7 protein-coding genes are annotated in these 12,949 nt (G+C 60.5%); 2 read left to right on the plus strand and 5 right to left on the minus strand.

Translation table 11 applies throughout. The features are described 5' to 3' along the window. Positions 1-45: 45 nt before the first annotated feature. A complete protein-coding gene (locus tag ACZ9BC_RS18080; protein ID WP_476247131.1) occupies positions 46-1,668 on the plus strand; it encodes a GH35 family beta-galactosidase in 1,623 nt (540 codons plus the stop codon). Between the two features lie 718 nt (positions 1,669-2,386). Here ACZ9BC_RS18080 and uidA read toward each other — a convergent pair. From uidA to ACZ9BC_RS18095, 3 genes are all read right to left on the minus strand, one after another. Beyond that, on the minus strand, positions 2,387-4,168 hold the full coding sequence (gene uidA, locus ACZ9BC_RS18085; protein ID WP_476247132.1) for a beta-glucuronidase: 1,782 nt from the start codon (positions 4,166-4,168) through the stop codon (positions 2,387-2,389). 351 nt (positions 4,169-4,519) lie between these two features. Then, a complete protein-coding gene (locus tag ACZ9BC_RS18090) occupies positions 4,520-5,983 on the minus strand; it encodes an MFS transporter (RefSeq protein WP_476247133.1) in 1,464 nt (487 codons plus the stop codon). 216 nt (positions 5,984-6,199) lie between these two features. Beyond that, positions 6,200-7,654 carry a glycoside hydrolase family 43 protein gene (locus ACZ9BC_RS18095; RefSeq protein ID WP_476247134.1) on the minus strand — a complete coding sequence of 485 codons (1,455 nt, stop codon included), beginning with the start codon at positions 7,652-7,654 and terminating at the stop codon, positions 6,200-6,202. Positions 7,655-8,991: 1,337 nt separating this feature from the next. Here ACZ9BC_RS18095 and ACZ9BC_RS18100 point away from each other — a divergent pair. Further along, positions 8,992-10,626 (plus strand): IS1634 family transposase, encoded by a 1,635-nt coding sequence (locus ACZ9BC_RS18100; protein ID WP_476247135.1) that lies wholly within the window; start codon positions 8,992-8,994, stop codon positions 10,624-10,626. A 330-nt stretch (positions 10,627-10,956) separates the two neighbouring features. Here ACZ9BC_RS18100 and ACZ9BC_RS18105 read toward each other — a convergent pair whose 3' ends face one another. Both ACZ9BC_RS18105 and ACZ9BC_RS18110 read right to left on the minus strand, forming a co-directional pair. Next, entirely contained in the window at positions 10,957-11,232 is a 276-nt protein-coding gene (locus tag ACZ9BC_RS18105; RefSeq protein WP_476247136.1) for a hypothetical protein, read from the minus strand. Positions 11,233-11,579: 347 nt separating this feature from the next. Beyond that, the gene (locus ACZ9BC_RS18110) at positions 11,580-12,503 is read right to left on the minus strand and encodes an EamA family transporter (protein WP_476247137.1); all 924 of its coding nucleotides are present in this window, start codon (positions 12,501-12,503) and stop codon (positions 11,580-11,582) included. Positions 12,504-12,949 lie beyond the last annotated feature (446 nt).

Raw genomic sequence — 12,949 nt, forward strand, 5'->3', positions numbered from 1 at the left:
GAATTTATGCAACTTCCATTCAAGGACCAAAACAACGGGGCACACATGGCGCTGCTGAGCAACGATACCGACCACGAGCCCCGGCCTTCCGAGGTCGGCGACGTGTCAAACATTCCGCGTGTTGTGCGTACAGGCTTAGCCTCGCACCTGCTGGTCGACGGCTTACCGTACCTCGCCGTAGGGGGAGAGCTTCACAACTCCAGTCCCTCAAGTCCGGCGTACATGGCGCCTATTTGGGATCGGCTCGAACGTAACGGCGTTCCCTCGGTCATCGGCGCCGCCAGCTGGCAGCTCGTCGAGCCGGAAGAGGGAAGATTCGACTTCGCTGCCGTCGATGATCAAATCGAGCAGGCCCGGGCACGCGGGATGCGGCTGATCCTCATTTGGTTCGGTTCGTACAAGAACGCCGATTCCGCCTACGCACCGACCTGGGTCCGGCGGGACGAAGGGCGCTTCCCTCGCGCGCAGCGCGATCCGGAGCGGCTGCTTAGCGGCCGCTTCAGCATTGATGGTCCCGTCCTTAGCGTCTTCGGCGGTGAGCTGCTCAAAGCCGATGCCCGAGCGTTCGCCGCTTTTATGCGCCATCTGCGCGAAGTGGATCCCCGACACACTGTGATCGCTGTGCAGGTGCAGAACGAAGTCGGACTGCTCGGTGACAGCCGTGACCGCAGCGCCCTTGCCGAAAGGGTGTGGGCAGGACCTGTTCCCCCGGAACTGCTGTCGGGCCTGGACGCGCGCGTAAATGATCTGCATCCGTGGGTAAAGGAGCTGTGGGCGCGCAACGGCTCGCGGGCTGCCGGCACCTGGGCGGAAGTCTTCGGCGAGGGCCGGGATGCGGAGGAACTGTTCATGAGCTGGGCCTTCAGCCGCTTTGTAGGGCAAGTCGCCGAGGCCGGGATCGCGGAATACCCGCTCCCGGTGTACACGAATGCCTGGCTCGGTCCGCAGCCGAACGCGCAGGAACCCGGTCAGTACCCAAGCGGCGGGCCGGTAGCGCGAATGATTGATATCTGGCAGATCGGTGCGCCGTGCCTGGATTTCCTTTCCCCTGACATCTACATCGACGACTTCGCGTGCACGCTGAGCGATTACTCTGCCGCCGGCAACCCAATTTTCGTTCCCGAGGCGCGGCCCGATCCCGGACTCCTGTTCCTCACTGTCGGCCGATTCCGCGGGATTGGATTCCACCCTTTCGGGATTGAGGACGTTCCCGACGGGCACGATCTCTTCGACGCTTACGCCGTCCTCCAGGGAATGCAAAGGATCATTACGCAGGCGCAGGCATCCAGAGCCATCCATGGTTTCCGGGTCGAGACCGGTCAAGAGGAGCAGGTCACGCTCGGGGATTACGACATCGCAATCTCCGGACCGCTCGACACCCGGGGCATGTTCGGGGAAGGAACAGGCTCTGCTGCCGCATCCCAGACTGGGTACGGCCTCCTCATTCAGACCGCCCCGGACGAATTCCTCGTCGTCGCCCGCGGTGCATCGGTGCAATTCTCCAGCCCAAATGCGATCGTTGAGCTCAACACCCTGACCGAGGGGACGTACCGAAACGAGCAGTGGAGCCCCGGCCGGGTTTTGAATGGTGACGAGCGCTACTTCATGTTCCCAAAGGACACTTTGCGGACGGTCCGTATTGAACTGCTCCGACGCGCCGGTCACTAATCACGCCGTCAGCATCATGTTGCTGCCCGTGAAGACGTTGGCGGACCACTTGCCCTCTCAAGGGCGCGGATGCCGAAACCGCCCCAAACATGGATCAAGTGGCAACGGGCAAGCTGCCATAGTGCAAAGAGCCCGTTGGTTTAGATAGCAGCCACCCTTAGGCCGGGGAGCACCTGTTGAAGGAACCGGCTTACCAAAGAATCTCGATCCGTTGGCGCTGAGGGTGGCGAACGTGCCCCCGGGCGCAAGGCTGGAACCTAGGGGAGTCCAGGAGTACTGCTGGAGCAAAGCCGCCTTTCACATCCGACGTGCCGGTCAGGCCCAGTGCCATAGTTTCGTTCCGGTGCCTCGGGAGCATGCTGTGCTGGACCTGACCGCCGGGCCGACCCGGGCAGCGCCGACAGCGTGGATGCATTCCTGGTGCAGGATTAGGCCAACCCGCTTCATCGAGTTTCGAGAGACAAAAGGCCCAACAAATTTGGTGAGGGTGGTTCTCAGCCGATTCCGGCGGCCTCACCGACAAAGGCGAGGGAGATTTCCGTTCCGGCCGACCGGCCCAGCTGGGAAGCTCACAACGAGCTCTCGAAGAGGAAACACTGCAGGGGCCGCCGGCGACGCAGCTGGGAAAGGCCTGGCAGGCCTTTCCCAGCCTTGGTCAAACTGCGCTCCGGACGGGCTAACCCAGTCGCTGATTCACGGTGAAGGTGGATCAGCAGCCTTAAACCTGCGGGCTTGGCTTAATGTTTCCGTTGGTAGTCCACCGTTTTCGCAATGAATGCGCTGCAGCTTTCGGCTGCCGGTCTCGAGTGAACACGCCCTTTCGGTTCCCGTCCACCCTGTAGATACCCTTGGTGGTTTGGAAGTCCGCGAAGTTCCACACCTGCTCACCGACGAGTTCGGGGATACGGTCGAAAACGCGGTGGTAAGTCTCAAGGAAATGCGACTGAAATTCTTCTGACCACGGCATGTCCCAAAACGAGTGGAACCCAGGCATGGTGTCAGCACCGTATTCGCTCATGATGATTGGCTTCTTGAACTCCGACGCCCAACCTTTCAGATCGGCCTCCAAATATTCCTCCGCGGTCTCCATATCCCCGGTGAAGACATACCAGCCGTAGTAGCGGTTTACGCAGATAACATCAAAGAGATCGGCAATCTTGTCATTCTTTGAATGTGCGAGCATCACGGCCGAATATGTCAAGGGCCGTGTCGGGTCCAGATCCCGGGCGAGCTTCACCAACGGCTCAAAGTACTCCCGGGCCCCTTCCTCGTTCGATGCGGGTTCGTTGGCAATGCACCACATCAGGACGCTGGGATGGTTCTTGTCGCGTTGAATGAGTTCACGGAGGTGTTGCTCGTGACTGGCGCGGGTCTGTTCATTGAATGCTTCCGGCGAGAAGGTGGGGCTGGGAGCGCCACCTGTCAGTCCACCGGCGACTCCGAGGTTGATACCCACGCCGGCTGACTCGTCAATGACCACAACCCCGTGGCGGTCTGCGAATTCCAGAACTTCTTCGGCGTAGGGGTAGTGGGAAGTCCGGAAGGAATTGGCTCCCGTCCACTCCATCAATTGAAAGTCGTGGACCAGGTAGGCGTTGTCGTGCCCTTTGCCTCGGACAGGTGTGTCTTCATGCTTGCCGAACCCGGTGAAGTAGAAGGGCTCCCCATTAATGAGAAATTGGGCGCCCCGCACTTCTACGGTTCGCACACCAACGGAAACAGGGTACGAGTCAATGACTTTGTCATTGTTGAGCAACTGCACTTCGAGGTCATAGAGGTACCCCTCTCCGGGCTGCCACAAGGTGACATCAGGAATTCGGAGCGTTCCTTTGGCACCGGTTGTGGAAGACACTTCCACACCCTGGGCATCTCTAACGACTACGCGGGTTTCGGCATCACCTTCCGCGACAGTGTCGTAGTCGATGTACCCGTCGGATCCCTCCGCGCGGGTAACCACTGTCACGTCCGTGAGGGACGTCTGGGGCCTGCTGTATAGCCAGACCGATCGAGCAATGCCCGCATAATTGTAAAAGTCATGCAGGTATGTCTGCTTTTCCCGGCCCTTCTTGTCGACGGTAATGGTTCCTGGGGGAATCGTGACGTTGGTCAGTCGGTTATCAACACCGACGGTGAGTCGAAACTCCTCGCCGGGTTCTACTTCTGCGGTGAGGTCTACTTCAAACGGTGTATAGCCGCCCACGTGTTCAGCCACCTGACGCCCGTTAACGAACACGACGGCAGCATGAGTCACTGCGTCAAAGCGCAGGAGAATCTGCTCCCCGGACCATACAGTAGGGACGATAACGGCCCGCTGGTACCACGCGAGACCCACATGGTCGCGTATAGCAGGATCCAGGAAAAGGTCGTTGTAACTCGCTGGCACAGGCACCTCCAGCTTGCCTGGAAGGAGGGCATTGGAGGCAGGTTCTTCAATACTGAACCTCCATAGCCCGTCGAGGCTGAACAGGTTGCGGCTCTGTGTAGCGCGTGGTTTCAACATTGAAGACTCCAGGATCGTGCAGACATTGTTAACCACCATTGAACCAACAAGAGGGCAACTTTGGCAACCGATTGCTAAAGATTGTGGACGCGCCACACAATTCGCTCCGCTTGGATGTGCAAGTACCCCGATGCGCGCTGACAAGGGGTGACCAGCGCGCTATGAAACACCTGAGTCCTGTGGCGATTGCCGGGAAGCGGCTAGTTACTTGCCCTGCACTCCAATGGCTCCCCTTCAAGCCCTCGCCCACCTACTGACAGCTCCATTTCACAGGAAGCAGCTTCTGACCCGCCCACCAAGTCGTCGGCAGGACGAGCCGAAATCCATGATCGAAAGACAAGGGGCGGTGAATCATCGCCCCTGCAATGCCTCCGCCGGCAACGCTGGCTCCTCGTCCGTTACCCGGGGAGGGTTCGGAATAAGGGCTGCCGTCACGGCGCAGAGGACAGCTGCGAGCAGTCCCAGGAGTAGGGCAAGGTCGAAACCGGCCTCAGTCGGCACAGCTCCACCAGAAGCCCCCTCAGCGGTGTTGGCAAGTGCCGCAGCCACTGCGGCCGCGGCAATGCTTGTCCCCAGTGAACGCATCAGCGTATTCAGGCCGTTTGCCGCGCCCGTTTCACTGATGGGAACCGCACCCATGATCAGGGTTGGCATCGCGGCATAGCCGAGGCCAATACCGATGCCGATAACGGTATTTATTCCTAGGATCAGCCAAGCATCGGCCTCGACAAGGACGGCAGCCAGATACGACGCCGCGATAATCACGGCACCGGCAACCAATAGCGGCTTGGCGCCGATAAGACGCTCCAGGCGTCCCGCCGCGGGTGACATCGCGAGCATCGCCAACCCCGAAGGCATAAGGATCAGGCTCACATTCAGCAGGGAGAGTCCCAGACCGCCGGCATGTTCGGGCAGTTCCAACATTTGGGGAAAGACGATGCTGGAGGAGAACAATGCGAAACCCATCGCCATTGAGGCGAGGTTGGTCATGAGTACCGCGCCACGAGAACTTACCCGGAGGTCGACGAGCGGATTGCTGTGCCGCAACTCGTACCAGCCCCAGATCAGGATTGCCACGAGCCCGCCGCCCAAACATACAAGGGTTGGAGCACTGAACCACCCCCATCCGTTACCTCTCGAAATGGCCAGGAGTAACCCGACGAGGCCGATGGCGAGTCCGATAGCCCCACCGACATCGAACCGGCCCGGCGAGTGCGGGTGATCTGCAGGTATCACCAGCAGATAGAGAGCCAGCGATACTGCCCCTATGCCGCCCGCGAGCCAGAAGAGGACATGCCAGTCAAGATTCTCGGTCACCAGTGCACTGACCGGGAGGCCCAGGGCTCCACCAACCCCGAGGGTTGCGCTGACCAAAGCAATGGCAGAACCAAGCTTCTTTGCCGGAAGAGTGTCACGAAGAATCGCGATTCCAAGGGGAATCACACCCATGCCGGTGCCCTGCAGTGCGCGGCCGACTATCAGAGATGTCACAGATGGGGCTAATGCACAAATTATCGAACCGGCGATCAGCAGCCCGAGCAGGATCACAGCAATGCGGCGCTTGCCATACATATCGCCGAGCTTGCCGGAAATGGGTGTACAGATCGCTGAGGCCAACAGCGTGACGGTGATGACCCAGGCGGTATCCTCGCGGCTTGCGTTGAGCAGTTCCGGGAGCTTCGCTTGTATCGGAATCAGGATCGTCTGCATAAAGGAGGCCCCCATGCCAGCGAAAGCAAGAACGGTCACGACGAGATTTGGTCGCACGCGCTTCCGGGCAAGTGCCGGTTCAGGTTCCGTGATTGAAGAACTCATTATTTCCCTCGAAGTTCTGTAGATGGACGTCCTTCACCGGGCATAGGGTGTTGCTCGGCGCGGGGGAGCGCGGGCGGACGCGGAGCCGAAGGTCGTGTCGATCAGCGAGAAGGTCGGGGCGCTGAATGGAATCGGGGGGTCGCCCTTTCCGTACCCGACTGGTTTAGTCAGCCGCCTGCAGCTTTAGCGGGGCAACTGCTCTATATCTACGAGGTGTCAGGGCGAACTGTAGGCGAAGCAACTGACCAGGGCGTCGGAGCCGAGAGCCTCAATTCCGATTAGCCGACCGGTAAATCCGCCGGCCACCTCGGTTGAGAGGTAACGGCCGTCGACGGAAGCGATTTCTTGGAATGCATCTCCGGCACCCACGCCGAGAATCAGGCGATCAGGCCCCTGCCGCTGACCTGGCTGGCCGCCAAAGGGTACGGAGCGAATCGTGAGCGCCCAATCTTCGGGGACTGCATCTTGCACAGCTAGAGTTTGATCGGCTGGACCAATCACGACCCGAGCCGTTACCTTGCTGCCTACCCGCTGCACGGTTGCCTGGTGAAGGTCGTCTATGCGCACGGTCAGGGCAAAGTCACCGATGCCGTGCACGCTTGCGCTCCATTCGAGATCCCTCGCACGAACGCCAAGCATGCGCTCTGCTTGGGCAGAGCCGGGATCGCGCCCGGCCCGCAGTTCAAGCCCGTTATCACCCGGTTCGGCAAAAGAGGCGGGATTGACTCCCGGGGAAATCCACCTTGAGTGCAGCCGGTCGCCGGCGAAACGGTCTTCGAACGACGTGTTGAGGTCCGGTGCAACAAAGCGGTCCTCGACCACGACCGGCCAGTCATCCACCCAGTCAATTCCGGCGAGGAAAGTCTCGCGCCCGTTCGTGTGCCACTTCGGGAAGGACCCGCGGGGACGGATCCCGAGGTGCACCAACGCCCATCCTCCGTCGTGCAGCTCGAGAAGGTCACCGTGACCGACAGCTTGCACCGGATCGGCGGTACTGCGGTGCGTCAGAATTGGGTTCGCTGGGTTGGGAACGTACGGGCCGTCAATTGCTCGCGCCCGAGCGACAGTGATCATATGGCCAGCCGCAGTGCCGCCTTCCGCTGCCAGGAGGTACCACCAGCCGTTCCTTGCATAAACGTGCGGTCCCTCCACATGGGCGCCGCCCGTGCCACGCCAGAGCTCTTGCGGTTGGGACAGCACGCGTCCAGTCTGCGGATCAATCTTCGCCTGCGATATGCCACCGCGCACAACATCAGACCACGTTATAAAGCAGTCACCTTTTTCGTCCCAAACGAGGTCGGGATCAATGCCAATGAGGCCAGCCGTGAATACAGGGTCGCTCCAGGGGCCGCAGGGATGCTCTGCCGAGACGATGAGATGGCCCTCACGCACGTCATGCAGGTTGGTTGTCGTCATCCAGAAGCGGCCACCGTGGAAGCGGATGGTCGGTGCGTAGATGCCTCCACTTGCCCCTTCGATACCTGTACGTACGTTGAGTTGACTCTCACGATCGAGCACATTTCCCACCTGGCGCCAGTCAAGCAGGTCACGGCTCGAGAAGATGGGGACTCCAGGGAAGTATTCAAAGGTGGAGTTAACCAGAAAGTACTCATCACCCGCCCGGCAGATCGAAGGGTCGGGGTGATATCCCGGAAGGATAGGAGTACTCATGGAAGACAGCTACTTTCTCTCGGCGCGATCTTTTCCGCTCAGCGGGGCAGCGCTGATGCGACCGCAGCCACTGGTGCAGCCCTCCATCGCCCTCGGACCAACGCGCGGCAACATCTTGCCACCCATTCAACCACAAAGGCCGAGTCATTGGCAACCGGTTGCTTGTTTGCTTTTCATGAGCCTGCCGAAGAAGAGTGGCGGCCCAGTGAACGGGCGTGCCATTTGGGCTCGCCGGTGCCATGGAGGTCGTGACTGCGAGCAGCAGCGGTGACAAACATCCGCTATCAGCACCGACTCCGCCCAGCTCACACGGAATCCTAAGGTCTTCCGGCACACCACGGACCAAAGCTCCGTTCAACCGCTGTTTGACTAGAGCTTCGCCATTGCAGGTCCGGGCAGGGTTGATGCCAGGTTCGAACACATGGTGAATTGCTCTGGTTGACGCAGATGGAGCGAAAAAGGAATAGGCAAGCCTTCCAGCGCCTTGTTGCTGATGGGGCCGCTGACCGTTGGCTGCCTCATTCGAAAGGGCCCTCTTGCCCACAGCTTTCATTCCCCTCACCATGCGCGCGTCAGCCCGTAATGACCACCGCGGCACCTTCCGCACTGACATTGAACGACTGAGCGCCGGACACCGGCACTGGGCGCCCCTTGACGTGCTCAGGTCCACGAATACCAGGCTGTTTTCCGCGGTGCCGTCCCGAAGGGCGCACACACCGCGACTGATGCGAGCCTTGCACGCTTCCTCCAGGACCGTCTCGCCACTGTTGACATCCATCTGGACCTCAGCGTCACGATCGAGCGATAGCCGACCTCAAAGCCCCGGACCACGGTCCGGGGCTTTTCTTGTGCACCTTATAGTCACCAGTCCGGTCGGCCAAAGGAAGGCCCAAGGAACCGCTGCTGACATGGCTCTTGAATGTCGCGGGCAACTCGTAACCGGGAATTCGTCCCGGAAGGTAAGACGAACGCCTGCCCTCTAACGCTCACCTGGCAGGCGCAACTCGAAGGAACGATCGGCGTGGCGTCAGAATAGGGTGAAATTTCCGTTTATTGACAGTCCCTCATGATGTTCTCAAATCCCACCCTGACAGTCGAATGGCAGGAAACCGAGGTGCGGTAGCCCGAGAATCATCGACATAGGCCAAAGAATCGGCACTCGATGAGACTCGCTTGCGGCAGGAGCTGACGAAGACCCCTCTTGCGGCTCGAGAGGTGTCTGACCTGAGTTGGCTCACGGGCTGCGGTTTGGCGGGAGCGCAGGTCACTGACCTGCGGTGATGTTGGCGGGTGGGCGGTTTTTCACGCACTAATGGGTTTTGTTCTAGTGTCGCCGTGTGGCATTCATCAGGAGGGTGCGGACGGCCTCGGGCGCGACCGGGGTGCAGATCGCTGAGTATGTGCGGGGCCGGCAGTGCATCGTTGAGCACGTCGGTTCGGCGCATACGGAGGCTGAGCTCGGGGTGCTGCTGGCACGTGCCCGCGAGCTGCTGGAGAACCCTGCGCAGGGCGTCCTGGAACTCGGTGTTGAGCCCACGCCTCCGGCGCTGGGGTTGGTCGCTGCGGCCAGCGATCCGGGCCTGTTCGATCTCGCCGGCACTGCAGCACCATCTGGGCGCACCGGCCCTGCCCGCGTGGTTGGCACGGACTCGCGCGTCCTGTTCGGTGCGTTGGCCAGCGTCTTCACGGCGCTGGGGTTTGACGGCCTTGAGGATGAGGTGTTCCGGGACTTGGTGATCGCCCGGGTCGTCGAACCTAGCTCACTGCTGGATGCCGGCAGGGTCCTGCGGGACCTGGGCCAGGCCCCTGCTAGCTACGCGACCATGAAGCGCACTCTCGCCCGCGCCGCTGCGGGCAAATACCGGGATCAGGTTGCGACCTGGTGTTTCGAGCATGCCAGTACCAGCGGGGATGTTTCCCTGGTGCTGTATGACGTCACCACGCTGTATTTCGAGGCGGAGAAGGAAGACGAGCTGCGCAAGGTCGGCTACTCAAAGGAACGCCGCGTCGATCCTCAGATCGTTGTCGGTCTGCTCGTTGACCGTGGTGGGTTTCCGCTGGAGATCGGCTGTTTCGAAGGCAACAAGGCCGAGACGGCAACCATGATCCCGATTATCAAGCAGTTCCAGGCCCGCCACGGCCTGGCCGACATGGTCGTCGTCGCTGACGCGGGCATGCTTTCGGCGGGGAACCTGCGCGAGCTGGACGAGGCGAACCTGCGGTTTATCGTCGGCTCCCGAATGACCAAGGCTCCCAATGACCTGGCCTCGCATTTTCGGTGGCACGGCGACGCGTTCATCGACGGGCAGCTGATCGATACCATCACCCCCAGGACAGGTCACAAGAGCGAGAACAACCCCGACCTGCGCGCCGAACCCGTCTGGGACCCAGAGCAGCACCCGGGCTCCTGGCGTGCCGTGTGGGCGTACTCCCGCAAGCGAGCTGTTCATGACAACAAGACGCTCACGGCCCAGGAGAACCGGGCCCGCGAGGTCATCGAGGGCCAGAAGACGGCCCGGACCCCGAGGTTCGTCAGGACCTCCGGCGGGGCGCGCAGCCTCGACGAGGCATCACTGACGCGTGCGAGGCAACTGGCCGGCCTGAAAGGGTACGTGACGAATATCCCCGCAAACATCATGACCGCAGGGGAAGTCATCGGCTCCTACCACGACCTATGGCATGTCGAGCAGTCCTTCAGAATGAGCAAAACAGACCTGCGCGCCAGACCCATGTTCCACCGCACCCGCGACGCGATCGAAGCCCACCTGACCATCGTGTTCACAGCGCTTGCCGTCTCCCGGGCCGTCCAGAACCGGACAGGCCTCGCGGTGCGGAACGTCATCCGACAACTCCGGCCCCTACGCTCAGCGACCATCACCATCAACGGCACCAACCAAACATTCGCCCCCGACATCGGCACCGAGCAGCAGGTCATTCTCGACGCCATCCGGAGCCCAAAACTCACGCACTAAGCAAATGAGCCAAGTCAGGAGGCCAAAGAATCGGCACTCGATGAGACTCGCTTGCGGCAGGAGCTGACGAAGACCCCTCTTGCGGCTCGAGAGGTGTCTGAGAACAAGACCGAAGCCCCATCCGGCAGGTGAATCCTCCCTTGTGAGACCGCCTTTACGTCAGGCTGGGGTGTAACTCATATAGAAGAGACAACTCCCACTCACACGGGTAGATGGTTCAAGGGAATGCGTTCAGCCGCAGCTGGCACTCAGAGGAACTTTGTCCTCGAGGCTATATTGATGGCGCACACCCAAGTTGTGATGTCCTCTAGTTCACCTTTGCGCGATCTATTAGCGGGACTCCCGAGTTGTGCCGCATGGCACTTCGTGGTCGACGCGAACGGTGTACTTGCCGTAATTGTGTTGTATGACCAGGATGCCCTGCCTGTGTTCAAGAGCGGCGGGTATGAGCCTGCTGATGACACGGTTTAGCTTCTCGTCCCTACTTTGGGAATCCTCTAAAGCGATGACTTCAAGGGAAAGAGGAAGCGCCGGGTTTGAGAAGAGGCCGCCGCTTGTCAGCGAGAAGGCAGCGTTGGCTGCCGGTTCATGCAAGTTGTAGGACACAAGTCCTCCTTTTACTAGGTCGACCGGCGTGTACGGTCGGAATTGCCGTTTATGTGGTTTCCTGCCGGGTCACACGTACCGCTTGCAGTTCTCTCGTCTGGTAAAGCGGAAGCTCCCATCCGACTACATATGTGGTTGGTTCCCTGGGCCTGTCGTACAAAAATTCAAGGTCAGGTCGAGGAGAGTCAGATTGGGGTGTGTGCGTTACGCAGACTCATCCCGATAACCCATCGGTGCTGCCCAATAGGCTCAACTCTGTGCCGTATGGGTAGCGAGCGGTGCCCAAGTCGCCGATCTTGTCAGGCGCTGCTGCGCCGACTGGGTGAGCAGCTGGGGCAGGCACACGTTTAATCCATTTGCTCGCGGCGGGGGAAGGAGGCTGAATTGTCGACACGCGGTTGTCGTATGCCGACCGTGACACCGACTGACGCGGCGGTGACCAAAACCAGTGCAATGATCTCGCGGAGACCAAGTACTTGGCCCAACACCAGCAAGCCAGCGAGGGCAGCTACAGCCGGGCCCAGGGCGGACAGGACACCGAAGACTCGGGTGGACAGCCGCCGCAGCGCCAGCATCTCCAGCGCATAGGGAAGCACGCCGGCCAGCAACGCCACACCCACAAACACAGTTAGCACTGGCGGCGAGACGACCGCTCCGCTTGTGGCGGCCATTGCACCAAAAGGCAACGCGATGACCGCGCCTATGGCCATTGATACTGCCAGACCTTGGACGCCAGGCACCATCTGGCCGACGCGTGCACTGGCCAGGATATAGACAGCCCAAAACGCGCCCGCGCCGAGTGCGAAAAGTGTACCGGCTAGCGAGAGGACGCTGCCGCCGTCATACCCCAGGAGAACGACGCCGGCGAACGCCAACAGCGCCCATGCGGCGTCGGTAAGGCGCCGGGTCTGCACAAGGGCAAGCATAAGGGGCCCGGTAAATTCGAGGGTCACGGCGACACCTATCGGAATCTCACCGATGGCCAAATAGAACAGGGTATTCGTTCCAGCCAGGGCGACGCCCAGCACTGTTGCCGCTGCCCACTGCTCCAGCTTCCATCCCCTGACCTTTGGTCGGGCGGTGACCAGCAGGATGATTGCGGCGAAGATCAACCGTAGAAACGTTGCGCCGGTGGCACCCACGACTTCGAACTGGGTCTGGGCCAGGGCTGCGCCGAACTGAACGGATAGTACGGCGGTGATCATTAGCACCGGAGCCGGAATAGAGGTGCTCCACCCACGGGTGGCGGAGTAGTTTAGCCGAGAACTCATCGAAACCTCTTAAGGGTCTCTTGACAGTATCTATCGGCTGATCCGCAAGGTTCGGCTCGGGGAATGGGTGAAGGGGTCAAGGTCTGAGCAGTGTGCTCTCCGAGAGTTGATGGCGCCATGTTGAGAGGTGCGGCTTTGGTCCTTGATCCCAGGGAAAGGAACACCAGATCGCGAGCTACGGCTTCAATAGAAGCCGTGCGGCTCAGATGTCCGTTGCCAAAGAGCTTCTTTTGTCGTTTCGATGTCCAAGTACGTTCAGCGTCTGGCTGAGAAGTCCCGCTTTGATCCGGCTTCGGGATGTCACCGGCAAGGATGGGGTCGTAAAAGACGAGGTCTGTGCTCCTCCAGTTGAAGAGGCTATCTTGTGGTACGGGCGGCCGGTTTTGTTGTGGGCGCTGGTTGCGTTTCGGGACTGCAATCGGATACATCACACCCAGAAGGACCAC

The sequence above is a fragment of the Pseudarthrobacter sp. TE3704 genome (assembly GCF_056279405.1).

Excerpts from the sequence above, each read along its gene's own strand:
- ACZ9BC_RS18080 (WP_476247131.1), top strand. The coding sequence starts at position 46 with ATGGCGCTGCTGAGCAACGATACCGACCACGAGCCCCGGCCTTCCGAG.
- ACZ9BC_RS18090 (WP_476247133.1), bottom strand. The coding sequence starts at position 5,983 with ATGAGTTCTTCAATCACGGAACCTGAACCGGCACTTGCCCGGAAGCGC.
- uidA (WP_476247132.1), bottom strand. The coding sequence starts at position 4,168 with ATGTTGAAACCACGCGCTACACAGAGCCGCAACCTGTTCAGCCTCGAC.
- ACZ9BC_RS18110 (WP_476247137.1), bottom strand. The coding sequence starts at position 12,503 with ATGAGTTCTCGGCTAAACTACTCCGCCACCCGTGGGTGGAGCACCTCT.
- ACZ9BC_RS18095 (WP_476247134.1), bottom strand. The coding sequence starts at position 7,654 with ATGAGTACTCCTATCCTTCCGGGATATCACCCCGACCCTTCGATCTGC.